Source organism: Streptomyces sp. NPDC087300 (assembly GCF_044744425.1).
Taxonomy (GTDB): domain Bacteria; phylum Actinomycetota; class Actinomycetes; order Streptomycetales; family Streptomycetaceae; genus Streptomyces.
Genome location: NZ_JBIUYI010000002.1, coordinates 973,338 through 997,215, shown reverse-complemented (window position 1 = coordinate 997,215; position 23,878 = coordinate 973,338). Strand labels below are relative to the sequence as shown.

21 protein-coding genes are annotated in these 23,878 nt (G+C 72.2%); 6 read left to right on the top strand and 15 right to left on the bottom strand.

Going from position 1 to position 23,878, the window contains the following annotated elements; all coding sequences use genetic code 11:
• The first annotated feature begins 129 nt into the window (after positions 1-129).
• Positions 130-756: a YceI family protein gene (locus ACIO9J_RS10010; protein ID WP_401995348.1), complete on the top strand. Its 627-nt coding sequence runs from the start codon at positions 130-132 to the stop codon at positions 754-756.
• A gap of 378 nt (positions 757-1,134) precedes the next feature.
• Here ACIO9J_RS10010 and ACIO9J_RS10005 read toward each other — a convergent pair whose 3' ends face one another.
• The 10 genes from ACIO9J_RS10005 to ureA all read right to left on the bottom strand — a co-directional run bounded on the left by ACIO9J_RS10005 (position 1,135) and on the right by ureA (position 13,324).
• Positions 1,135-2,478, bottom strand: coding sequence for a hypothetical protein (locus tag ACIO9J_RS10005; protein ID WP_401995346.1), 1,344 nt, complete (start codon positions 2,476-2,478; stop codon positions 1,135-1,137).
• Positions 2,479-2,525: 47 nt separating this feature from the next.
• The gene (gene cimA, locus ACIO9J_RS10000; protein WP_401995343.1) at positions 2,526-4,130 is read right to left on the bottom strand and encodes a citramalate synthase; all 1,605 of its coding nucleotides are present in this window, start codon (positions 4,128-4,130) and stop codon (positions 2,526-2,528) included.
• Between the two features lie 325 nt (positions 4,131-4,455).
• Positions 4,456-5,724, bottom strand: a complete 1,269-nt coding sequence (locus ACIO9J_RS09995; RefSeq protein WP_401995340.1) for a TolB family protein — start codon at positions 5,722-5,724, stop codon at positions 4,456-4,458.
• Positions 5,725-5,792: 68 nt separating this feature from the next.
• A complete protein-coding gene (locus tag ACIO9J_RS09990) occupies positions 5,793-7,007 on the bottom strand; it encodes a TolB family protein (protein WP_401995337.1) in 1,215 nt (404 codons plus the stop codon).
• 20 nt (positions 7,008-7,027) lie between these two features.
• Positions 7,028-8,110, bottom strand: coding sequence for a TolB family protein (locus ACIO9J_RS09985; RefSeq protein WP_401995334.1), 1,083 nt, complete (start codon positions 8,108-8,110; stop codon positions 7,028-7,030).
• Complete coding sequence (locus ACIO9J_RS09980) at positions 8,095-9,123, bottom strand: TolB family protein (RefSeq protein ID WP_401995331.1); 1,029 nt, start codon at positions 9,121-9,123, stop codon at positions 8,095-8,097. The genes ACIO9J_RS09985 and ACIO9J_RS09980 overlap by 16 nt, the downstream gene beginning before the upstream one ends.
• Positions 9,124-9,250: 127 nt before the next feature.
• Positions 9,251-9,886, bottom strand: a complete 636-nt coding sequence (locus ACIO9J_RS09975; RefSeq protein WP_401995328.1) for a TetR/AcrR family transcriptional regulator — start codon at positions 9,884-9,886, stop codon at positions 9,251-9,253.
• A gap of 17 nt (positions 9,887-9,903) precedes the next feature.
• Positions 9,904-10,941 carry an agmatine/peptidylarginine deiminase gene (locus tag ACIO9J_RS09970; RefSeq protein ID WP_401995325.1) on the bottom strand — a complete coding sequence of 346 codons (1,038 nt, stop codon included), beginning with the start codon at positions 10,939-10,941 and terminating at the stop codon, positions 9,904-9,906.
• 17 nt (positions 10,942-10,958) lie between these two features.
• Positions 10,959-12,641 (bottom strand): urease subunit alpha, encoded by a 1,683-nt coding sequence (locus tag ACIO9J_RS09965; protein WP_401995322.1) that lies wholly within the window; start codon positions 12,639-12,641, stop codon positions 10,959-10,961.
• Positions 12,638-13,324 carry an urease subunit gamma gene (ureA, locus tag ACIO9J_RS09960; protein WP_401995319.1) on the bottom strand — a complete coding sequence of 229 codons (687 nt, stop codon included), beginning with the start codon at positions 13,322-13,324 and terminating at the stop codon, positions 12,638-12,640. Before ureA ends, ACIO9J_RS09965 begins: the two co-directional genes overlap by 4 nt.
• A gap of 189 nt (positions 13,325-13,513) precedes the next feature.
• On the opposite strand from ureA, the gene ACIO9J_RS09955 reads away from it, so the two are divergent.
• Both ACIO9J_RS09955 and ACIO9J_RS09950 read left to right on the top strand, forming a co-directional pair.
• Positions 13,514-14,956 (top strand): cytosine permease, encoded by a 1,443-nt coding sequence (locus ACIO9J_RS09955; protein ID WP_401995316.1) that lies wholly within the window; start codon positions 13,514-13,516, stop codon positions 14,954-14,956.
• Positions 14,957-15,002: 46 nt separating this feature from the next.
• The gene (locus ACIO9J_RS09950) at positions 15,003-15,200 is read left to right on the top strand and encodes a hypothetical protein (protein ID WP_401995313.1); all 198 of its coding nucleotides are present in this window, start codon (positions 15,003-15,005) and stop codon (positions 15,198-15,200) included.
• Positions 15,201-15,261: 61 nt separating this feature from the next.
• On the opposite strand, the gene ACIO9J_RS09945 is transcribed toward ACIO9J_RS09950, so the two are convergent.
• On the bottom strand, positions 15,262-16,191 hold the full coding sequence (locus ACIO9J_RS09945; RefSeq protein WP_401995310.1) for a zinc-binding dehydrogenase: 930 nt from the start codon (positions 16,189-16,191) through the stop codon (positions 15,262-15,264).
• Positions 16,192-16,321: 130 nt separating this feature from the next.
• Between ACIO9J_RS09945 and ACIO9J_RS09940 the strand changes: the two genes are divergently transcribed.
• Entirely contained in the window at positions 16,322-16,948 is a 627-nt protein-coding gene (locus ACIO9J_RS09940; protein ID WP_401995307.1) for a TetR family transcriptional regulator, read from the top strand.
• Between the two features lie 270 nt (positions 16,949-17,218).
• On the opposite strand, the gene ACIO9J_RS09935 is transcribed toward ACIO9J_RS09940, so the two are convergent.
• Together ACIO9J_RS09935 and ACIO9J_RS09930 are read right to left on the bottom strand one after the other, a co-directional pair.
• Positions 17,219-18,310 (bottom strand): branched-chain amino acid aminotransferase, encoded by a 1,092-nt coding sequence (locus tag ACIO9J_RS09935; RefSeq protein ID WP_401995304.1) that lies wholly within the window; start codon positions 18,308-18,310, stop codon positions 17,219-17,221.
• Positions 18,311-18,575: 265 nt separating this feature from the next.
• Positions 18,576-19,625, bottom strand: coding sequence for a 3-isopropylmalate dehydrogenase (locus ACIO9J_RS09930; protein ID WP_401995301.1), 1,050 nt, complete (start codon positions 19,623-19,625; stop codon positions 18,576-18,578).
• Between the two features lie 150 nt (positions 19,626-19,775).
• On the opposite strand from ACIO9J_RS09930, the gene ACIO9J_RS09925 reads away from it, so the two are divergent.
• Positions 19,776-21,359 carry a purple acid phosphatase family protein gene (locus tag ACIO9J_RS09925; RefSeq protein ID WP_401995298.1) on the top strand — a complete coding sequence of 528 codons (1,584 nt, stop codon included), beginning with the start codon at positions 19,776-19,778 and terminating at the stop codon, positions 21,357-21,359.
• Positions 21,360-21,377: 18 nt separating this feature from the next.
• Here ACIO9J_RS09925 and ACIO9J_RS09920 read toward each other — a convergent pair whose 3' ends face one another.
• Positions 21,378-21,506, bottom strand: a complete 129-nt coding sequence (locus ACIO9J_RS09920; protein WP_098244971.1) for a hypothetical protein — start codon at positions 21,504-21,506, stop codon at positions 21,378-21,380.
• A gap of 241 nt (positions 21,507-21,747) precedes the next feature.
• Complete coding sequence (locus ACIO9J_RS09915; RefSeq protein ID WP_401995295.1) at positions 21,748-22,728, bottom strand: LysR family transcriptional regulator; 981 nt, start codon at positions 22,726-22,728, stop codon at positions 21,748-21,750.
• Between the two features lie 101 nt (positions 22,729-22,829).
• Between ACIO9J_RS09915 and ACIO9J_RS09910 the strand changes: the two genes are divergently transcribed.
• The gene (locus ACIO9J_RS09910) at positions 22,830-23,831 is read left to right on the top strand and encodes a zinc-binding dehydrogenase (protein WP_401995292.1); all 1,002 of its coding nucleotides are present in this window, start codon (positions 22,830-22,832) and stop codon (positions 23,829-23,831) included.
• Positions 23,832-23,878 lie beyond the last annotated feature (47 nt).

The following is a 23,878-nucleotide window of genomic DNA, read 5'->3' as shown; positions in this document are numbered from 1 at the left end:
GGTCGCGCTGCGTGATCGGCAGTACACTTTCCGATATAGGTTGAACATTGAACTGAATCGCGCTACATTCAATCTCGTTGAACATTCAACAGATGCTCCACATCGGAGCCCGTCCCCAAGGAGCACGTCATGGGTATCTTCAGCCGCAAGAACGACGCCGACGCCACCACCGCGCCGACCGCGGACGCCCCGGCAGGCCAGGACCTCGCCGCGCTGACCGGCACCTACACGATCGACCCCGCGCACACCACGATCGGCTTCGTCGCCCGGCACGCCATGGTCACCAACGTCAAGGGCTCCTTCCGCGACGCCTCCGGCACGCTGCAGCTCGACGGCACGGACCCGGCGCGCTCGACGGCCTCCATCGACGTCACGATGGAGAGCATCGACACCGGCAACGCGGACCGCGACGGGCACCTGAAGAGCGCGGACTTCTTCAAGACCGACGAGTTCCCGGAGATGACCTTCCGCTCCACGTCGGCGGAGTCCCTCGGCGGCGACGACTACCGGATCACCGGTGACCTGACGATCCTCGGCACCACCAAGCCGCTCACCATCGACCTGGAGTTCAACGGCCTGGCCAAGGACCCGTTCGGCAACGAGCGCGTCGGCTTCGAGGGCAAGGCGGAGATCCTGCGCTCCGCGTGGGGCCTGACCTGGAACGCCGCGCTGGAGACCGGCGGCGTGCTCGTCTCCGACAAGATCAAGCTGAACTTCGACATCTCGGCGATCAAGGACGTCAAGGCCGGGGAGTGAGTGGCCCTGCGGGTGGCTGGGCTGTGGGTGGCGGGTGGCGGGTGGCCTGCGGCCGGCTGGGCTGCGATCTGCTGGTCTGCGATCGGCTGGCCTGAGATCGGCTGGCCTGCGGCCCGCTGGGGTGTGGTCGGCGGCTTGCCTGCGGCCCGCTGGGGTGTGGTCGGCGGCTGGCCTGCGGCCCGCTGGGGTGTGGTCGGCTGGGGCGTTGGGATCTGCGGGTTCGTGGGGGCTGGGCGCGCAGTTCCCCGCGCCCCTTAGCGGCGCCCTTCGGGCGCGCTACCCCTTGGGCGCTCACCCCTCAGGCGCTCGCCCTCGGGCGCGCTCCCCTCAGGTGCTCACACCTCGGCGCCCCTTAGGGCGGCCCCCCTAGGCGCCCCCTCAGAACCCCCCGCCGAAGTCCCCGCCTCCCCCGAAGTCGCCTCCGCCCCCGAAGTCACCGCCTCCGCCGAAGTCGCCCGGGTCGAAGTCCGCGCCTGAGATGTCGCCGCCGTCGTAGCCGCCGCCGAAGTCGCCGTAGCCCGAGCCGTAGTCGGATGCGTAGGCCGGGCTTGCCATCATGCCGCCGAGCATCGTGCCTACCAGGAGGCCGGGCAGGATGCCGCCGCCGAAGTAGCCGCCTGCCCACGGGCCGTAGGCCGGGCCCGCCTCCCAGTAGGGGCGCTGTCCGCCGGACTCGTCCGTGACCGTGCGGACCATCGGGTCCTGGCCGTCGGCCAGGCGGGCCGCGTCGGCCGCGCAGACCGGGACCTCGCGCTCGGCGCCGTCCGCCGGTGCCCAGCGGGCGTCCTGGACGGAGGGGCCGTGCCGCGGGTCGAAGAAGCAGGGGGCGCGCCGCTCGGGCAGTTCCTTGCCCTCCCTGCGGGCGGCGAGCAGCGCGAGCGAGAATCGGCCGTCCTCCAGGGCCTGGGTGACCGCCCGTACCTCTTCGGGGCGCGTCGCGGCCGCCATGAAGGACTTCGCCTTCTCGTAGGCGTCCAGGGCCCGTTCGTAGTCGGCGCGCATCGCGTCGTCGGCGCCGGCCTCCGCCGGGTGGAAGTCGAGCCGGTCGAGCTCCTCGCCGAACGCGGTGATGTCCTCGTCGACCACGACGGCCAGCTTGCGCAGCGCCTCGCGCTGCTCCTCCTCGCGGCGCCGCCGGTTGCGCCTGACCACGGCGTACGCGCCCGCGCCGCCCGCCACCACGACCGCGCCGACGCCGATCAGGGCGCCCACCGGCACCCCGTCGTCCGAGCCGCCGCCCCAGGACTCCGGGGCCTTCCCCTTGGCCTGCACGATCGCCTGGTCGACGAAGCGGTTGAGCTGCGTGTGCGTGTCCTCGCCCTGGACCAGGGAGGAGAGGTTCCCCACGGCGTTCCGCGTCAGGACGGAGCGGTCGGCCCGCGCGCCGAAGGCGTCGCCGAGGCGCACCGCGTAGAGGCCGGTCACGCCGGTCTCGGTACGCAGCTTCTTGAAGAGGTCGGGCTGCGGGAAGTTCTTCGGCAGGACCGCGACGAAGACCGGCTTGTCCGCCTTCTTGATCTTCTCGGCGAGGGCGTCGGCCTGCGCGCCTGACAGCTGGTCCGAGGCCTGTGGGTCGACGTAGACCGGACTCTTCTTCCAGGCGTCGGCCACCACCGAGGTACTGGACGCGGCGGTGGCCCCGGGTGCCGTGAACGCCACGGCGCCCAGGGCGAGCAACAGCCCCGTCAGAACGATGGTGATCCGCTTCGTCCGATTCCTCATGCTTCGAACGTAACCCAGCCGGGCCCGCGACGACGTACCCGGGAGGGCTACTCCACCGGTTCGACTCCGGCCCGCAGCAGCCCGAAGGTGTACGCGTCCTCCAGTGCGCCCCACGAGGCGGCGATGACGTTCTCCGCGACGCCGACGGTCGACCACTCGCCGACGCCGTCCGAGGTGGAGATCAGCACGCGCGTGGTGGAGGACGTGCCGTGCTTGCCCTCCAGGATGCGGACCTTGTAGTCGACGAGCTCCAGCTTGGCGAGCTGGGGGTAGATGCGTTCGAGGCCGACGCGCAGGGCGCTGTCGAGTGCGTGGACCGGGCCGTTGCCCTCGGCGGTGGCGACGATGCGCTCGCCCTTGGCCCACAGCTTCACGGTGGCCTCGTTGGCGTGCGTGCCGTCGGGACGGTCCTCGACGATGGCCCGCCAGGACTCGACGCGGAAGTAGCGGCGGGCCCTGCCCTCGGCCTCCTCCCGGAGCAGGAGTTCGAAGGATGCGTCGGCTGCCTCGTAGGTGTAGCCCTGGAGCTCGCGCTCCTTGACCCGCTCGACCACGCGGCCGACCAGCTCGCGGTCGTCGCCGAGGTCGACGCCGAGCTCCTTGCCCTTGAGCTCGATGGAGGCGCGGCCCGCCATGTCGGAGACGAGCATGCGGATGCGGTTGCCGACCAGGTCGGGGTCGATGTGCTGGTAGAGGTCGGGGTCGACCTTGATCGCGGAGGCGTGCAGTCCGGCCTTGTGGGCGAAGGCGGAGACGCCGACGTAGGGCTGGTGCGTGGACGGGGTCAGGTTCACGACCTCGGCGACGGCGTGCGAGACGCGGGTCATCTCGCGCAGCGCGCCGTCGGGCAGGACCTGCTTGCCGTACTTGAGCTCAAGGGCGGCGACGACGGGGAAGAGGTTGGCGTTGCCGACCCGCTCGCCGTAGCCGTTGGCGGTGCACTGCACGTGGGTGGCGCCCGCGTCGACGGCGGCCAGCGTGTTGGCGACGGCGCAGCCGGTGTCGTCCTGGGCGTGGATGCCGAGCCGGGCGCCGGTGTCGGCGACGACGGTGGCCACGACGGCCTGGATCTGCGCGGGCAGCATGCCGCCGTTGGTGTCGCACAGGACGACGACGTCGGCGCCCGCGTCGGAGGCGGCACGCACGACGGCCTTCGCGTACTCGGGGTTGGCGCGGTAGCCGTCGAAGAAGTGCTCGCAGTCGACGAAGACGCGGCGGCCCTGGGCGACCAGGTAGGAGACGGTGTCGCGGACCATCTCCAGGTTCTCCTCCAGGGTGGTGCGCAGGGCCAGTTCGACGTGCCGGTCGTGGGACTTGGCGACGAGGGTGATGACCGGGGCGCCGGACGCGAGGAGGGCGTTGACCTGCGGGTCGTCGGCGGCCTTGGCGTTCGCGCGGCGGGTGGCGCCGAAGGCGACGAGCTGGGCGTGCCGGAAGTCGATCTCTTCCTTGGCCCGCGCGAAGAACTCGGTGTCGCGCGGGTTGGCGCCGGGCCAGCCGCCTTCGATGAAGCCCACGCCGAAGTCGTCCAGATGCCGGGCGATGGTCAGCTTGTCCGCGACGGTGAGGTTGATGCCTTCGCGCTGGGCGCCGTCGCGCAGCGTCGTGTCGAAGACATGGAAGGAATCGTCGGGTGTGCTGGTTTCCGTCATGCTGTCTGGCTCCTGTGTCGGATCTCGGTCTACCGGAAGGACCGGCTCCACCGCCCCCGATGATCTCGCGCGCTCCGCGTCCGGCTGCGGTTGGGCCGGGAAACGAAAAAACCCCTCGCGGGTGCGAGAGGTCTGCGCGCGGGTCGAGGACGACGGTGTCCGCCCGTACTTGGTCGTACGAGACGGTCACTGCGGACCGGCGCGCCTGCTGCCAATAATCATGGCGAACGAGAGCACGGAGGCAGCTTGCCACGCTTTCGCCGTCCGTGGGGCCCGTGTCTCACGATGCGGGCGGCGCGTGGACACGCCGCCCGCATCGTGCCGCTCAGCGCAGGTGGCGCACGAAGACGTCGTACCCGTCGTTGGTGTCACCGGGCAGCAGCGAGGCGTCCGAGGACTCGAAGGCGACGCGGCGGCCGTCGCGGGAGATGCCGCCGGGCAGGACGTTCGCGGTGGCGGCGCCCCCGGTGGTGTCCGGGGAGATCAGCGTGGTGGTGCCCTTCTTCAGGTCGCGGAGGTAGGTGGGCCACTCCTTGCCGTACTCGCTGCCGGGCTCGGTCAGTTCGGACATGTAGGTGAGGTAGCGGCCGTCGGCGCTGATCGCGGGCGAGCGGGTGTAGACCTCGCCGGGGCCGCCCTGGGTGCCGTGGACGCGCCGGTTCGCGCCGGTGGCGACGTCGTGGACGAAGACGTTCCAGGCGGAGTCGTCGTCGCCGGGCACCAGATGGGTGTCGCGGGACTCGAAGACGACGGTGCGGCCGTCGCCGCTGATGGACGCGGCCAGGGACTCCTTCTCGGTCTTCGCCCCGTCGTAGGAGCGGTCGACCTGCGTCAGCCGCCCGGTGCGCCGGTCGCGCAGCCACAGGTCGCTCCAGTCGTCGCCGCGCGGCCCGTTGACGAAGGAGTTGGCGTAGACGACGTAGCGGCCGTCGTCGCTGACGGTCGGCGAGTGCGCGTCGCGCTCGCCGTCGCCGCCCGTGTAGGGGTGGCTGATCCGCTCGGTGGTGCCGGTCCGCCGGTCGCGCAGGAAGACCGCGGTGCCGTCGAAGCGGGGCCCGTCCGTGCTGAAGACGGCGTAGCGCCCGTTGGCGCTCAGGGACACGGTGCCCGCGCTGTCGCCGGGGAACCCGTCGGGCAGCTCGACGTCGAGGCGCTCGGTCTTCTTGGTCCTGCGGTCGTAGAGCCGTACGTCACGGAGGGTCGGCCAGCCCTCGACGGTCGAGGCGACGAACGCGACGTAGCGCCCGTCGGCGCTCAGCGAAGGGCTGCTCAACTCCCTTCCCTCCACGGCGATCCGCTCCGTCGTCCCGCCGTTCAGGTCGCGTACGAAGAGGTCGCTCACGCCGTTGGTGTCCCCGGCCACCAGATCGCCGGCGCCGGACACGAACGCCGCGTAGCGCCCGTTCCCGCTGATCGATTCCTGCGCGGAGCGGTCGTTGCCCGCCGCGCCCGCGGCGGTGACGCTGACGCCCTCGGTGCGGGGCACCCTCGCCGCGGCGGGCGCGGCGACGGCGGCGGGCAGGGCGGTGACGGTGGCCGCGGCGACGCCGGCGGCGACGGCCAGGGCGAGTCGGTTGCGCTGGGTGCTGTACATGGTCAGGTCCCCCGTGGTGTGCGGTGATCGGTGTGGCGGTGGTGACGTCGGTGACGTCGTCCGTGCGCTCATCGCACGGTGCGCAGGAAGACGTCGGAGACGCCGTTGGTGTCGCCCGGCACGAGGTCGGGTGACGCGGAGTCGTAGGCCACGACGGTGCCGTCCTCGTTGACCGAGGGGTGGCCCGCCGCACGGTCGTTGCGGCCGCCCTTGAGGTCGACGCTGATCAACTGGGGCTTCCCGGTGGCCAGTTCGCGCAGATAGACGGCGGGGGCGGGCCCCTTGCCCCTGGCGGGCGCCGCGACATAGGCGACGTGCGTGCCGTCCTTGGCGAGTGACGCCTGGGTGGTGGCGTCGCCCCGGTGGGGGCCCTCGATCAGGGTCGTGGTGCCGGTGTCGAGGTCGCGCACGAAGACGTTCGCCGCGCGGTTCCCGTCGCCGGGCGCGAGGTCGGACGCCCGGGACTCGAAGGCGACGCGGCGGCCGTCGGCGCTGAGCGAGGGCGCCGACGAGGCACCGTCGGCCGCGCCGCCGTCGCGGGCCACGCTCGCCTTCTCCACCGTGCCGGTGTCCAGATCGCGTACGTGGACGTCGCCGTCCTGCTCGTAGGCGACGTACCTGCCGTCGGCGCTGATCGACGGGTGGCCCGCCGCACCGCCGGACGCCTCGCTGACCAGGTCGGTGGTGCCGCCGTTGAACCGGAAGCGGTAGACGCGCGGCCGCGGGTCCGGGTCGGTGGCGGTCGGCACCAGCGTCGCGGTGTACGCGATCCACTGGCAGGTGGGGTCGACCCGGGGCTGGGTCATCGACGCGAAGGGCACGTCCTGGTAGCCCCGCAGGCCGGTGATCTTGCCGACCGCGCGGTTGCGGATGTAGGCGAGCGGCCGGTGGTCGGGGCGCGGCGGTGTGCCGAGCGTCGTGGACTCGGAGACGAAGCCGAACATCCGCCCGCTCGCGCAGGGCCCGGCGTCGTAGGAGGGCCCGTCCGCGCCGTTGCTGACCTCGGAGCCGCCGGGGCCGTAACCGTCGTGCAGATACACGTCGGGCAGGCCGTCCGTGTCGACCCGGCCCGCGGGCCCCTCGGCGGTGAAGCCGGTGACGCGGCCCGCGCCCATCGCGGGGCCGTAGGACGGCTCGGCCAGCTGCGCGCCTTCGTACGTGGTGCTGATCCGCTCGGTGGCGGGCGGCTCCGGGTCGGGCTCCGCGTGCGCCGGGAGCGCTCCCATCGTGCCGAGCGCGGCGGCCAGGCACAGTCCTGTGACGGCTCTCTTGCTGCTGCTCATCCGTGTTCCCCCGTGGTGGTTCAGCGTGTGTGACGTACGAAGACGTCGGAGTCGCCGTTGGTGTCGTCCGCCACCAGGTCCGTGGCCGTGGAGGTGAACGCCACCTCGCGGCCCTTGGCGGTGACGGCGCCCGGCACGGCGTCGCCGGGACCCACGGGCGTGCGCGCGCCCGTGCGCAGATCGAGCAGCGTCAGGGAGTTCCCCTCGGCCGCAGTGAGGACCGCGTACCGCCCGTCGCGGCTCGCGGAGACGGCGGGCGTGTCCGCGAGGTGCCGGGTCCTGTCGGTGCGCAGATCGCGTACGTAGGTGCCGCCGTCGGCGACGAAGACCACCTGGCGCCCGTCCTCGCCGAGCTGGACGAGTGTGCCCTTGCCCAGGCCCTTGTCGGCATGGACGGTCTCGCCGGTCGTGCGGTTCCTGACCAGGACGTCGGACGGGTCGTCGCCGCTCTTGGCGAGCTGGTAGGCGACGACGGTGCCGTCGGCGCTCAGCGACGCGAACTCCTTGTCGCCCTCCGCCTCGCCGGAGATCAGGTCGTTCACGCCGGTCGCCATGTCACGGACGTACAGGCGCTGGGTGGGCCGGGGCCGGCTGCCCGCGCCGTAGGCGACCTGGCCGCCGTCGCGGCTGACCGACCACAGTTCGCCGGTCCACGCCTCCCCGTCGGACTCCGGCAGGACCCGTTGCGAGGTGCCGGTCGCCCGGTCGTACACCTCGGGCACCGGGACCTTGGTGCCCGCCGTGAAGCCGACGCGGCGGCCGTCGCCGCTGAGGACCGGCGGCGCCCAGGAGAACCCGCTCGCGTCGGGCACCGCGGTCACCTCGCCGGTGACGCGGTCCTTCATCTGGAGGCAGGTGTAGACGTTCTGGTGGCAGCGGAACTCGACGGCCTTGGAGTAGAAGGCGGCATAGCGCCCGTCGTCGCTGAGCACGCCTTGATGCGAGTAGCCGTCCAGTTGGGCGCCCGCGCTCGTGGTGCTGACGCGCTCGGTGCGGGGCCCGTGCGGCTTCGCCTGAGCGGTGGCCGCCCCGCCGGTGAGGGCCACGGCGACGGCGGCCGCCAGCACGGCCGTCGAGCCGCGCCCCCTCATCGCGCCGTCCACTTGAAGACGTCACGCAGACCGTTGGTGTCGCCCGGTACGACGTCGGTGTCCTCCGAGCTGTAGACGACGCCCCTGCCCTTCGCGGCGAACGCGCCGGGTCCCGCCGAGCCGTGGCCGACCCGCGCCTCGTGGCCGTTGCGCAGGTCGCGGACCACCAGATTCGCCTGGGCGTCCCCGTAGAGCAGCCGCCGCCCGTCCGGGCTGACGGCCAGGGCGTTCAGGCCCGGGAAGCGCCGGACCTCGCCGGTGCGCAGATCGCGTACGTACGCGCCCGCCGCCGAATTCATCGCGACGCTGCGGCCGTTGACCTGCGCCAGGGTGGAGGCGGTGCCGTCGTCGACGCGGGTCAGCTCGCCCGTGGCGCGGTCGCGGAGCCAGACCTGCCCGGTGCCCTTGTCCTCGTAGGCGACCCGGCGGCCGTCGGCGCTGAGGGACGGGGAGACCATGTCGCGGGCGGCGTCCTGCGGCCCGTCGCTGACGACCTCGCGGGTGTCGCTCTCACGGTCGTAGACCTCGACGCGGGCGGGGTCCCCGGGGTGGCGCGGCTGCAACTGGTAGGCGACGTACCGGCCGTCCGCGCTGATGGACGGGTGGGCAGCGCTGTCCTTGAAGCCCTTGCCGTCGATCTGCGCGCGCTCCCCGGTGCCCAGATCGGTGAGGAAGACGTTGATGCCGTGCGTGCCCCAGCCGGTGTGCGCGGCGTAGCGGCCGTCGTCGCTGACGACGGGAGCGCCCATGGAGTTCTTCAGGCGGGTGACCTCGCCGGTGCGCTGATCGCGCACGAATCCGTAGTCGTACGGGCCCTGGTGACCCTCCATCAGATTCTCGGCGTCGCTGCGGAAGGCGACGAAGCGGCCGTCGCCCGACACGGAAGCGGCGCCCGAAGCGCCGTCGGCCTCGGTCCCGTCGGCGGCGACGCTCACGCGCTCGGCCCGCGGCGCGTGCGGCGCGGCCTGGGCCGCGCCGGCCTGTGACGCGGCGGTGCCGAGCGCCGCGACCAGTAAGGCGCTCATGGACATGCGTCTGGCAGTGGACATGGCTTCCCCCAAAGACCTGTCTCTCCCCCGGCCCGACACCGAGGGCCCAGGGGGATACAAACGCACCACCGGGCGGCGGGCAATCCGCCGGACTGCGTACAACCTAGACAGGCCGCCGGGCGTCCCCGGGGCCGGTGGCGAGCGCTCCGTCCAGGAACTCCCTTACGTGCGTGAGGACTTGCTCCCTGCCGGTGCCGCGCAGACCGATCGCGACATGGATCGAGAAGCCGTCGAGCAGCGCCCGCAGACGGGCCGCGAAGCGGTCGGGGTCGACCGGGCCGAACTCGCCGCGCGAGACGCCCTCGGCGAGCAGCGCCGCCAGGTCGCGGTGCCAGGCGCCCTCGATCGCGGCCTGCCGGTCGCGGCCGTCCGCGTCCGCGTTCAGGGAGCGGTTCCAGACCTCCAGCCAGAGCGTCCAGTGCGGATCGCCGGGGGCGTCGGGGACGTACAGCTCGACGTAGGCGTCCAGGCGCTCGCGGGCCGTGCCCTGCCGGGCGAGCAGGCGGCCGCGCTCGGCGCCGAGGCGGCCCTCGCTCCACTCCAGGGTGCGCAGGAGCAGCTCGTCCTTGGTGCGGAAGTAGTAGAGGAGGTGGCCTGAGCTCATGTCGACCGCGCGGCCGAGCGCGGCCATGGTGAGCTTCTCCAGGCCGCGCTCGGCGATCATCTCCATGGCGGCCACCAGGACGTCCTCACGCGGTGGGGCGTTCTTCCGCGCGCGGGGCCGTCCTGCGCCTGCCATCTCGTACTCCTCGTCGGTCACACCTCGGGCTGCTGCTGGGTGATGCAGTGGATGCCACCACCCCCGGCAAAGATCGTACGGGCGTCGACGAGCGTCACGGTCCTGTCGGGGAAGAGGCCGCGGAAGATGCCCGCCGCGATCTCGTCGTTCGGGTCGCCGAAGGCGCACAGGACGACGCCGCCGTTGCAGAGGTAGTGGTTGATGTAGGAGTAGTCGACCCAGCCCTCGTCGTCCTTGAGGACGGTCGGCGCGGGCACCTCGACGATCTTCAGGGTGCGGCCGCGCGCGTCGGTCTGCCCTGCCAGGGTCGCGATGATCTCCTTGCTGACCTCGAAGTCGGGGTGGGCGGGGTCGCGCTGGGAGTGCACGAGGACCACGCCGGGCGCGGCGAAGGCGGCGACGATGTCGACGTGGCCGATGGTGCCGAAGCCGTGGCCCGGGTAGTCGGCGGTGAGGCCGCGCGGCAGCCAGATCGCCTTCGTCGTGCCGAGGTGGGCGTGGATCTCCGCCTCGACCTGCTCCTTCGTCCAGCCGGGGTTGCGCTCGGGGCCCAGCTGCACGGTCTCGGTGAGCAGCACGGTGCCCTCGCCGTCGACGTGGATGCCGCCGCCCTCGTTCACCAGCTTCGAGGCGTACGTACGGGCGCCCGCGAGAGAGGCGACGTGCGCCCCGACCTTGGCGTCGTGGTCCCAGCGTGCCCACTCCTGGGCGCCCCAGCCGTTGAACGTCCAGTCCACCGCGGCCAGTCGGCCCTGCCCGTCGGTCAGGAAGGTGGGGCCGATGTCGCGCATCCAGGCGTCGTCGAGCTCCCGCTCGGTCACCTCGACGTCCGGACCGAGGAGCTCCCTGGCGTACGCGGTCTGGGCGGGCCCGCACACCACGGTGACGGGCTCGAAGCGGCGTACGGCACGGGCGACCGCGGCCCAGGCGAGCCGGGACTCGTCCAGGCCCGCGGGGTCGTCGAAGGTGGGGTTGGGGCACGGCCACGCCATCCAGGTGCGCTCGTGCGGGGCCCACTCGGCGGGCATGCGGAAGCCGTCGGCGGCAGCAGTCATGTCGGGCACCTTCAGGGTCAGAGGAAGTAGAGGCGGTTGAGGGAGACCGAGTCGGCGGGCTCGGAGCGGACCGGGTCGCCGTCGAGGGTGACCAGACCGGTGCGCTGGTTCACGTCGACGGCTCCGGTGCGCGAGTTCAGGAGCAGGTCGGCGGGGCCGATGCCGCGGGTGCCGCGCACGGCGACCCGCCTGCGCCGGGTGGGCATCGTGTCGTTGCCCTGGTCGAGGGCGGCCTGCGCGACGAAGGCGACGGAGATGTCGGCGGGGACGGCGCCGTGCCCGCCGAACAGCGGCCCGAGCACGAGGGGTTCACAGGTGTCGGTGGCCGCGTTGGGATCCCCTGTCACCCCGTAGGCCGGGAACCCGGACTTCAGGACCATCTGCGGCTTCGCACCGAAGTACTGCGGACGCCAGAGCACGATGTCGGCCATCTTGCCGACCTCGATCGACCCCACCTCATGCGCCAGACCGTGCGCCAGCGCCGGGTTGATCGTCAGCTTGGCGATGTAGCGCAGCACACGCGCGTTGTCGTCGCGCTCGCCGTCGCCCTCCATCGGGCCCAGCTCGGCCTTCATCTTCCCGGCCATCGCGAACGTGCGGCGCACCGTCTCGCCCGCCCGGCCCATGCCCTGCGCGTCCGATGACGTGATCCCGATCGCGCCCAGATCGTGCAGCACGTCCTCCGCGCCCATCGTCCCGGCCCGGATCCGGTCACGGGCCATCGCCGCGTCCCCCGGCAGATCCGTCTTCAGATCGTGGACGGAGACGATCATCCCGTAGTGCTCGGCGACCGCGTCACGACCGAACGGCAGCGTGGGGTTGGTGGAGGAGCCGATCACGTTCGGCACGCCCGCCATCTTCAGCACGTTGGGCACATGACCGCCGCCACAGCCCTCGATGTGGAAGGCGTGGATGGTGCGCCCTTCGAGCACGCTGAGGGTGTCCTCGACCGACAGGCACTCGTTCAACCCGTCGCTGTGCAGGGCGACTTGGACGTCGTGCTCCTCGGCCACCCGCAACGCCGTGTCCAGGGCACGGGTGTGCGCGCCCATGTCCTCGTGCACCTTGAAGCCGGACGCGCCGCCCTCGGCGAGCGCCTCGATCAGCGGCGCGTCGTGCGAGGACGAACCACGGCCCAGGAAGCCGATGTTGACGGGCCAGGCGTCGAAGGCGTTGAACGCGTGCCGCAGCGCCCACGGCGAGTTGACCCCCACGCCCCAGACCGGCCCGAACTCCTGGCCGATGATCGTCGTCACACCGGAGGCCAGCGACGCCTCCATGATGCGCGGCGAGAGCAGATGGACGTGGGTGTCCACCGATCCTGCGGTGGCGATCAGGCCCTCGCCCGACACGATGGACGTGCCGGTGCCGACGACGACGTCGACGCCTTCGAGGGTGTCGGGATTCCCGGCCCGCCCGATGGCATGAATGCGGCCTTCCCGGATGCCGATGGACACCTTGCGGATGCCCTGCACGGCGTCGATGACCACGACGTTACTGATCACCACGTCGCACGTCTCGCGGACCGCGGCGGCCTTCAGGTGCAGCCCGTCGCGGGCCGTCTTGCCGAAACCGGCGAGGAATTCGTCGCCGTGCTTCTGGGAATCGGACTCGATCCGGATCGTCAGGCCGGAGTCGCCGAGCCGGACGTGGTCACCGGCGCGCGGGCCGTGCGTGGCCGCGTACTCATAGGGGTTCATCGCGTCTCCTCCGCTCCGAGATAGCCGCAGGCGGCCGCCCTGCGCAGGGCCTCTTCCTTCGCCCCCGGCGCGTCGAGGGGGCCGTCCACCAGGCCCGCGAAGCCGATCGCGATCCGCTCGCCGCCGATGGGCAGCAGACCGACCTCGACGCGGTCGCCGGGCCCGAAGCGCACGGAGGAGCCCGCGGGCACGGCCAGGCGCATGCCGTAGGCGGCCGCGCGGTCGAAGTCGAGCCGGGGGTTGGCCTCGAAGAAGTGGAAGTGGGAGGTCACCGAGACGGGCACGGTGGCGGTGTTGTGCACGCTCAGCGTCACGGCGGGCGCGGGCTCCTGGTGCGCGGGGCCCGGCAGGAGCGCGCCCGGCGCGTCGGCACCGAGGCCCTGCCCGATCGGGTCGGAGACCACCGCGAGCCGGGACCCGTCGTCGAAGACGGCCTCCACGTGCACCTCGGTCACCACGTCCGCGACGCCCGGCAGGACGTCGTCGGGGCCGAGCACGGCGCGGGCCCGCTCGACGGCCTCGGCGAGCCGCGCGCCGTCCCTGGCCGCCTCGCACACCGTGTCGGCGATCAGCGCGGTGGCCTCGGGGACGTTGAGTCTGAGGCCGCGCGCCTTGCGGGACCTGGCGAGCTCGGCGGCCCCGAAGAGCAGCAGCCGGTCGCGTTCGGTGGGCGTGAGTCGCACGCGCCGTTCCTCCCTGGTTCCCGGTCATGCCCGGACCCTGCGTCCGATCATGTACGACGTTTTGAGCATCACTCTAACCACGAAATCCGCATGCGGGAAGCATTGACGCGGGGGGTGGATTCACGCCACATTGAGCGCTGCTCAAAAGTAGGGCAACCATCGGGACCAGCGAGCGTCAGGGGCAGCCTCATGCCGATAGAACAGCGCGGAGTCGACACCATCCCGGACGGGGAACGCACCAGCGGGCCCCGCGACCTCGTGTCGATCCTGATCGGCTCCAACCTCTGCCTCGGGGTGATCGTCTTCGGCTGGCTGCCGGTGTCGTTCGGCCTCGACTGGTGGGAGTCGGTGAGCGCGGTGGTCACCGGCACCGTCGTGGGCACCGCCCTGACCGCGCCGCTCGCCCTGGTCTCGCTGCGCACCGGCACCAACCTCTCGACCTCGTCCGGCGCCCAGTTCGGCGTGCGCGGCCGGCTGGTCGGCTCGGTCGTCGGGCTGCTGCTCTCCCTCGGCTACACCGCGCTGACCATCTGGATCGGCGGCGACGTCATGGTGGGCACCCTGCACCGCCTGCTCGGCCTGCCGGCCGGATCGCTCTCGTACGCGCTCGTCTACGCGCTGCTCGCGGCGGCCACCGTCACCGGCGCGGTGTACGGATACCGCGTCCTGCTCCGGCTCTCACGCGTCCTCGCCCTCGGCATGACCGCGCTGCTGGTCCTCGGCGTCGTCGCGTACGCCCCCGACTTCACGACGTCCGCACTGCCCGGCGCGGGAGGCTACGCGCTCGGCTCGTTCTGGCCGACCTGGCTGCTCGCCCTGGTCGCGGCCGGACTGTCGGGCCCGATCGCGTTCATCACCCTGCTCGGCGACTACACCCGCTACGTCTCCCCCGCCCGGCACTCCTCGCGGACGGTCCTCGGCGCGGCCTGGCTCGGACTGCTCGCCGGACTCCTGATCCCGCAGCTCTTCGGTACGTTCACGGCGTACGCGGCCCGCGCCGCCCTTGAGTACGCGGGCGGACTCGTCGACGCGTCCCCCTCCTGGTACCTGCTGCCGCTGCTGCTCGCCGCCTCCGCGGGCTCGGTCGGCAACGCGGGCCTGATGCTCTACTCCATGGGCCTCGACCTGGACGCGATCCTGCCCCGCGCCTCGCGCGCCCGCGCCACCTGCACCGTCGCGGTCGTCGCCACCGCCTGCGTCTTCGCGGGCCACTACGCGTGGGAGGCGCAGGACGCGATGACGTCCTTCGTGCTGCTCCTCACCGCCATCGGCACACCGTGGGCGGTGATCACCCTGATCGGCTTCGCGCGCTGCGGGGGCGCGTACGACGCGGAGGCCCTCCAGGTCTTCAACCGCCGCTCCAGGGGCGGCGCCTACTGGTACCGCGCGGGCTGGCACGTGCGGGCCACCGTGTCCTGGGCGCTCGGCGCGGCGGTCGGCCTGCTCGCGGTCTCGCTCCCCTCCTACGAGGGTCCGCTGCTGTCCCTGACCGGCGGCGTCGACTGCAGTTTCCTGCTGTCGGGCGCGGTGGGCGGCGCGGCCTATCTGGCGCTGACCGCGCGGGAGCGGAGGGCCGTCGCGGGCATCGCGGAGACCGTGCCGCAGGCCGTATCCGCTGATCACGTAGCCTGACAGGGACCTGATCGGCGGGGGAAACGACAGCACGGGGAGCACCACCATGGAAGAACTCATCGGACTCGGCGTCCGCGCGGCCAAGGGTGCGGGCGCGGCGGTCGTCGGCATCGTCGACGCGATCACCAGCGGGCCGCTCACCCCGGTGGGCTCGAACGTCCCGAAGCAGGAGGACGAGAAGTCCGGCGCGGACGCGGGCGAGGCTGACGGCGGCAAGGCCGGGGTGGACGCGCAGAGTTCCTGACGGGTGCCTCGATGGGCCTCGGCCCGGGGACGCCCCCGGGCCGAGGCCCGCACCCATCGCCTCAGCCGATGTCCAGGACCGCCTTGCCGTGCAGCCTGCCGGCGAGCAGTCCTTCGACCGCCTCCGGCGCCTTCTCCCAGGCGCCCCGCCAGGTCTGTCCCGCGTCGAGGTCACCCGCCGCGACGCGGGCGGCCAGCCACGTCAGGTCACGGCCGAGGTCCGGGAGGCCCAGCAGGTAGAACGTGACGATCGAGCGGTCGTGGCGCCCCTCGTTGCCGAAGAACGCGCCGTACTCGAACCGCGCGTCGTCGCCGCCCGAGTGGCCGACGGACACCAGCGTGCCGCGCGGGGCCAACGCGTCGAACGCCGCGACCATCTGACGCCCCGCCACCATGTCCAGCACGCCGTCGACCGGTGCGCCCACGTCGGCGGGCGAGGCGAGCACCTCGTGCGCGCCGAGGCGTCGCAGCTCCTCCCCCTGGGCCTCGGGGTCCCTGGTCACCGCGATGACCTCGGCGCCGCCCTGCCGGGCGAGCTGCACCGCGTACCTGCCCACCCCGCCGGTGGCGCCCGTGACCATCACGCGCTTGCCCAGGAGCGGGCCGATGCGGTGCAGCGCGCGCAGGGCGCTCGCCCCGGCGACCGGGACCGTGCTGATCGCGCCGAGGTCGGCACCCTCGGGCACGACGCCGATCAAGTCCGTGTCCACCGCCCGGAGTTCGGCCCAGCCGCCAGCCTCACCGAGGGTCACCACCCGGGTGCCGGCCGAGGGGCCCGAGCCGTCGGCGGCGGCGCGCTCGACCACGCCCGCCGCGTCCCAGCCGAGCACGGTGCCCTCGGGCGCGCCCTCGATGCCCCACTTCACCTCTCCGTAGTTCAGCGAGGTCGCCGTCACTCTGACCAGCGCCTGGTGCGGCGCGGGCGTGGGGTCGGGGGCGTCGCCGAGCCGCAGTCCACCAGGGGCGGACGGGTCAACAAGCAGTGCGCGCATGAGAGTTGGGCCTTTCGACGTACGCCAATGAGTGCCGGTGGCACCCGGCAGGGGTATCCGGCGAACTCGATAATGCCACTGAGTGGCAGACGCCTACAAGGGGCAATCGCTCCCCGGCTACACTTCGGTCATGGACACCGACCAGTTGCCCCTGCGGGAACGCAAGAAGCTGCGCACGCGCCAGGCGCTCGTCGACAACGCCCTGGACCTGTTCACGGAGCACGGCTTCGACGGCGTCACGCTCGACACGCTCTGCGAGTCGGTCGAGGTCTCCAAGCGCACGTTCTTCCGCACGTTCACCAGCAAGGAAGACGTGGCGATGGCGCCCTGCCACGACCTGTGGGGGACGTTCCTCGACGAGCTGGAGAAGGCCGAACCGGCCGCCGGGCAGCCCCTGTTCGACGTGCTGCGGGACGCGTTCCTGGCCGCGCTGGCGCGGATGCCGGCGGCGGGCTGGCCGGACCGGGTGCTGCTCAGCCGCCGGCTCGCGGCGCGTACGCCGTCCATGGACGCTCACGGGCTCGCCTTCTGCGAGCGGACCAGCCGGGCCGCGGTCGAGATCGCCCGCGCCCGCTTCGGCCTACCAGGGCCGGGTGACATGCGGCCCCGGCTCGCCGTCGACGTGCTCGTCGCGGCGTTCCACCGGGCTCTGGACGCCTGGTCGGAGTCCCCCGCGCCGACCCGCGAGACCCTCGCCGCAGGCGTCCGCTCCGCCTGCGCGGCAGCCCCGGGCAGCCTCACCCTCCCGGTGGGCTAGGAACGGCCCCGCCTCGGGATCACGTCACCTGCGGGCCGCCTCGGGCCGGCCGCGCCGTTCCCCGCGCCCCTAAAGACACCCGCACCGAGCCCCATCAGGGGCGCGGGGAACTGCGCGAGCAACCACGAAAAAGCCGCAGCCGCCTCTGCCGAGTTACCGGGCAGACGCCACTGCGGCTCTTCTCGCGTGGGGCGCGCTTCCCCGCGCCCCTAAAGACACCCGCACCGAGCCCCATCAGGGACGCGGCGGCCACGGAAAACCGCGCAGGCCTCAGCCGAGGTCGTGCATCCAGCCGTGGACGTCCTCCGTGGTGCCCCGCTGCACGTCGAGGAGCGCCTCACGCAGCTTCAGCGTGACGGACCCCGGCTTGCCCTCGCTCTGGAGCCACTCGCCGGACGCGCACTTGACCGTGCCGACGGGAGTGATGACCGCGGCGGTGCCGCAGGCGAAGACCTCGGTGAGCGTGCCGTTCGCGGAGTCCGTCTTCCACTGGTCGATGGAGACGCGGCCCTCCTCGGACTCGTAGCCGAGGTCACGCGCGACGGTGAGCAGCGAGTCACGGGTGACACCGGCGAGCAGCGACCCGGTCAGCGTCGGCGTGACGATCTTGTTCCCGTACACGAAGTACAGGTTCATGCCGCCGAGCTCCTCGACCCACTTGTGCTCGACGGCGTCGAGGTAGGCCACCTGGTCGCAGCCCTTGGCCGCCGCCTCCGCCTGCGCGAGCAGCGACGCGGCGTAGTTGCCGCCGGTCTTGGCGTCGCCCATGCCGCCGGGGACGGCGCGCACGCGGTCCTCGGAGAGCCAGATCGAGACGGGCTTGACGCCCCCGGGGAAGTAGGCGCCCGCGGGCGAGGCGATGACGATGAAGAGGTACTCGTTGGCGGGCTTCACGCCCAGGCCGACCTCGGTCGCGATCATGAACGGGCGCAGGTAGAGGGACTCCTCGCCGCCGTGCGCGGGCACCCAGTCCTTGTCCTGCTTGACCAGCGCGTCGCACGCCTCGATGAACGTCTCGACGGGCAGCTCCGGCATGGCCAGGCGGCGCGCGGACGCCTGGAAGCGGCGGGCGTTGGCGTCGGGGCGGAAGGAGGCCACCGAGCCGTCGGGCTGCCGGTAGGCCTTGAGGCCCTCGAAGATCTCCTGGGCGTAGTGCAGGACGTTGGTGGCCGGGTCGATGGCGAGCGGGCCGTACGGGACGAGCTGGCCGTCGTGCCAGCCGCGGCCCTCGGTCCACTTGATCGTCACCATGTGATCGGTGAAGTGCCGGCCGAACCCGGGGTTGGCCAGGATCGCCTCCCGCTCCGCCGCGGCCAGCGGGGTCGAGGAGGGCTTGAGCTCGATGGTCGGCGTCGTCGTCATGAGTACTTCGTCCTTCACGTGTGATGGTGACGGACCGCGCTCACGCCCGTACGACCGGCACCGGCCTGGTGCTGGTCCGATAGCAGGACGTCCGAGCTTCCCTGTCTTTCACGGCCCCACGTTCGATTATCGCTCGCGGGGCCCCGAGGAAGAAACGGCATGAATGCGGCCCGGGGGTCGATCGTGACACCCGGGGCCGCATACGAGAAGCCGCCGGGTGCCTTTCGGGGCCCGGCGGCTTCTGGTGTGATCGTCAGCTGCCGGGTCAGCCCGCCACGCGTACGGCGAGCGCGTCGCCGATCTGCTCGGTGCTGCGGACCGTGTCGCCGCGCTCGGCGAGGTCGGCCGAGACGGCCTCCTCGATGCGGGCCGCCTCGGACTCGTACCCGAGATGGCGCAGCAGGAGGGCGACGGAGAGGACGGTGGCCGAGGGGTCGGCCTTGCCCTGGCCCGCGATGTCCGGCGCCGAACCGTGCACGGGCTCGAACATCGAGGGGAACTCGCGGCCCGGGTTGATGTTCCCGGAGGCCGCGACGCCGATGCCGCCGGAAACGGCCGCGGCGAGGTCGGTGATGATGTCGCCGAAGAGGTTGTCGGTGACGATCACGTCGAACCGCGCGGGGTCGGTGACCAGGAAGATGGTCGCCGCGTCCACGTGCAGGTAGTCGGTGGTGACCTCGGGGAACTCCTCGGCCACCTTGTTGAAGATGTTGGTCCACAGGTGTCCGGCGTAGGCCAGCACGTTGTTCTTGTGGACCAGCGTGAGCTTCTTGCGCGGGCGGGCCTGCGCGCGGGCGAACGCGTCGCGGACCACGCGCTCCACGCCGTACGCCGTGTTCACGGAGACCTCGGTGGCCACCTCGTGCGGCGTTCCGGTGCGGATCGATCCGCCGTTGCCCGTGTAGGGGCCCTCGGTGCCTTCGCGTACGACGATGAAGTCGATCTCGGGCTGGCCCTTGAGCGGCGTGGAGACGCCGGGGAGCAGCTTCGAGGGGCGCAGGTTGACGTGGTGGTCGAAGAGGAAGCGGAGCTTCAGCAGGAAGCCGCGCTCCAGGACGCCGGAGGGGACCGAGGGGTCGCCGATCGCGCCGAGGAGGACCGCGTCGTGCTGCTTGAGGGCCTCGACGTCGGCGTCGGTGAGGGTCTCACCGGTCGCGTGGTACCGCTTCGCGCCGAAGTCGAATTCCTTCGTCTCCAGCTTCACATCCTGCGGAAGGACGGCGTTGAGGACCTTGAGCCCCTGGGCCACGACCTCTGGGCCGATGCCGTCTCCGGGGATGACTGCGAGATTGAGAATGCGAGAGCTTGCCGACATGCGGGCAGCCTACTCTTCGTCCCAGGGGCTGACACACGCTGTCCGGCATGCGGACACGCCTGGTCACCCGGCCGGTACGCCATCACTTGGACACTCCTTCTTCACCCGTAGGTCTGGCGGGAGTTGGGCGGCGCTGGGAACTTCCCGGTCATGGACACCCCCGATGTCGGCATCCCCGAACCGCTCGCGAGCCGGCTGAGCATGCCGGAGCAGCACGCGTATCTGCGCGGCAGGCTCTCCCGGCGCAAGGTGCTCGCCGGCGCGTTCGCGGGCACGGTCGGCGGCGCCGCCCTGCTCGGCGGCAGTTCGGGCGGCGCACCGCGTGACACCCCCGCCGCGTACGGCTCGTCGGCCGCGCCGTCCGCCCCGGTGCGCGTACACGGCGCGCTGGTGGCGCCCTTCGGACGGCATCTGGCGTTCGGGGCGGACCCGATGACCCAGATGCGGGTCTCCTGGCAGGTACCGCTCGCCGTCAAGTCCCCTTACATACGCGTGGGGTTGAAGCCCTGGGACCTCGGCGAGAAGGTCCGGGCCGAGGTGCGCGACCTGCACACCCCCGCCCTCTCCAAGAAGCTGCCCGCCGTCGAGCAGTACTACCTGCACGCGGCGCTGGACGGGCTGCGGCCCGGCACGACGTACTACTACGGCGTCGGCCACGACGGCTTCGACCCGGCGTCGCCCGAACGTCTCGGCACCGTCGGCACCTTCCGCACGGCGCCCGAACGCGCGGAGAAGTTCGTCTTCACGGCCTTCGGCGACCAGGGCGTCAGCTATCACGCGCTCGCCAACGACCAGCTGATCCTGGGCCAGGATCCGGCCTTCCATCTGCACGCGGGCGACATCTGCTACGCCGACACCACCGGGCACGGCAAGGACTCCGACACCTATGACGCGCGCGTGTGGGACACCTTCCTGGCGCAGACGGAGTGCGTGGCCAAGTCCGTGCCGTGGATGGTGACGACCGGCAACCACGACATGGAGGCGTGGTACTCGCCCAACGGCTACGGAGGCCAGTCGGCCCGCTGGTCGCTGCCCGGCAACGGCTTCGACCCGAAGGCCGCACCCGGCGTCTACTCCTTCCGGTACGGCAACGTCGGCGTCGTCGCGCTGGACGCCAACGACGTCTCGTACGAGATCCCCGCCAACCGGGGCTACTCGGAAGGGCGCCAGACCGCCTGGCTGGACAAGCGGCTCCGGGCGCTGCGCGCGGACCCGGCGGTGGACTTCGTCGTGGTGTTCTTCCACCACTGCGCCTACTCCACGTCGACGCACGCCTCCGACGGCGGGGTGCGCGACGCGTGGCTGCCGCTGTTCACCGAGCACCAGGTGGACCTGGTGATCAACGGCCACAACCACGTCTACGAACGCACCGACGCCGTCAAAGGCGGAAAGGTCGGCAGGCCCGTGCCGGTCGGCGCGTCGACCGATCCGACGCGCGACGGCATCGTGTACGTCACCGCGGGCGGCGCGGGCAAGGACCTCTACGGGTTCGGCCCCGGTGTCGAGGACAGCTACGAGGGCCACGTCCACGACCGCGAGAGCATCACGACCTTCCACTGGACGAAGTCCCGCGCGGCCGACCCGGACACCGTGGAGTGGTCACGGGTGCGCTACACCGGCTTCTCGTTCCTCGCGGTGGAGGTGACGTCCGGCGCGCACCCGAGGCTCTCGGTCTCCGCGCTCGCCGAGAACGGCGAGCGCGTCGACCACTTCGAGGTGGTGCGGGGAGGCTAGGGCGCGGCGCGGCGCGGCTCAGTGGCCGGTCTCGCCGCCGTTGTCCCTGCGGTCGAGGGCGCGCTGGAGGGCCGCGGCGGCGTTCTTGCGCTCGGCATCGCTCGTACGGGAGGTGTGACGGACTCGGCGGACGGTCGTCTCGGCCATGGGAGATCCACTCCTTGAAAGAAATAAGGAAGGGTGCTTTCGAGACGCCGGAGGGCGGGGAGCGGGGAGCGACAGGGTTCGCCTGCGTGGGGCTCCGGCTCACGACCGCCATTCGCTTGATCGAGCGAGACGTTCGGCTCCTACAAAGCTAAGCGAGGACGGAGCGTCTGTCTCCACAATTACTCGGACTTCCTACTATCTGAGACGGCGCTCGCCGGAACGGAGCTCAGCGGCCGCCCGCTCAGCGCCCCGTCGACTCCCTCAGTTCCCTGATGAGAGCCCGCACCGCGGCTGATCTGGCCAGCTCAGGGGTGGTGACATAGCCCACGGAACGGATCGGGCGCTCCGTTCCGAGATCAGTGATCTCCACCGAGTCCGGTGCTCCGGTCAGTGAGAGCCCCGGCATGATCGCCATTCCGTGCCCCGCGCCGACCATCGCGAGCACCGCTCCGTCGTCCTCGGTCAGGACGGTCGCCCTGGGGATCCAGTCCTGCCCCGCCCACCACTGCCGGGTGTACGAGCCGCAGTTCTCGTGCCAGTCGATCAGCGGGAGCGAGCGGGGGTCCGGGTGCCCCGCCGGGTGCACGAGGGAGTACGGCTCCTCGATGAGCACGTCACCGATGAGCCCCGCGGGCACCGGCGAGGTGCCGCCGACGGTCGCGATCCCCACGTCGGCGCGGCCCTGCGCGACCTCGCCCGCCGTGCCCGCGCCCAGCTCCCGCACGACGCGGACCTCGGGCACCAGGCCCGGGTGGCGGGCGGTCAGGCGCTCCAGGGCCGCGGGCAGCAGGTGCAGGGCGACGCTGCGGAAGGCGGCGATGCGCAGCGGCCCCTCGACGGCGCCGCTGTCGGCCCCGCGGGCCTCGGCGACCAGCGCGTCGAGCAGCCGCAGCACCCGCCGGGCGTGCGCGACCGCGGCGGCCCCCGCGGCGGTGGGCACGGCCCCCTTGCGCCCCCGCTCGAAGAGCACGGCGCCGACCTTGCGTTCGGTGCCGCGCACCGAGTGCGAGACGGCGGACTGAGTGACACCGAGAGCCCCCGCCGCGGCGGAGAACCCGCCCTCGCGCTCCACCGCGATGAGGATGCGGAGCTCGTGGGGCGCGAGATCGGCGGGCCTGGCGGCGCCGGGAGCGGATGTCGCGGGAACAGACTTCGCGGCGTCCGTGCGGCCGGGGCGGTCGGTGGATCCGGAGCGGGCCGTGCGGCCGGAGGGTGCGGTCATCAGGGGGCCTGCCTGGGGCTATGAGGAGTGTTCATGGGGCGGGGCGTTCCATGAGCGCAACCCTCTGCCCGGGGTCCGCATTCCTGCCTACGTTCTCGGACATGACCGAGACCGCGCTCACCGTGCACCAGACCGCCCGCCCCCACGGCTTCCCCACCCCCGCCCACTTCGCCTTCGTGGAGTCCGCGCCGCCCGCGCCCACGCCGGGCACCGCCCTGGTCGAGAACCTGTACTGGTCCGTCGATCCGTACCACCGCGAGATGATGGACGGCGACTTCGCGCTGAACGCCCCGCTGGAGGGCCGGGCCATCGGCCGCGTCGTCGAATCGCGCGACCCGGCGCTCACCGAGGGCGAGATCGTCTTCCACCGGAAGGGCTGGCGCACGCACTCCGTGGTCACCCCTGCCGAGGTGCGCCGCCTCCCCCGCTTCGACGGCGTGCCGCTCTCCGCCTACCTCAGCATCCTCGGCGGCACCGGGCTCACCGCCTATGTGGGCCTCACCCGCATCGCCGAACTCCGCGAGGGACAGGACCTGTTCGTCTCCGCTGCGGCGGGCGGCGTCGGCACGGCGACCGGGCGGCTGGCCCGCCTGATGGGCGCGGGCCGGCTCGTGGGCAGCGCGGGCTCGGCGGCGAAGGCGGCGTACCTGACCGAACACGTCGGCTACGACGCGGTCTTCGACCACCACACGGGCCCGGCCGCCGAACTCCTGGCCGAGGCCGCGCCCGACGGCATCGACCTGTACGTCGACAACGTGGGCGGCGAGCAGTTGGAGGCGGCGATCTCCGCGCTGCGCGAGCGCGGCCGGATCGTACGGATCGGCACGATCGCGCAGTACAACGCCACCGGCGCCCCCTACGCGCTGCGCAATCTGCCGGACATCGTCGAGAAAAGCCTGCGCATGGAGGGCTTCCTCGTCCGCGACTACCCGCATCTCCAGGAGGAGTTGTACGAGTTCGTGGTGCCGCACCTGCAGAGCGGGCGCGTCCGGCTCGACGAGACGGTGGTCGACGGGTTCGACCGGATCGTGGACGCGTTCCTGGGCATGCTGCGGGGCGAGAACCGGGGAAAGATGATCGTCCGCGCGACCGAAGGCCAGTAGCCGCCCCCGCCCGGACCGGCGGATGTCCCCGTCCGGACCAGCGGATG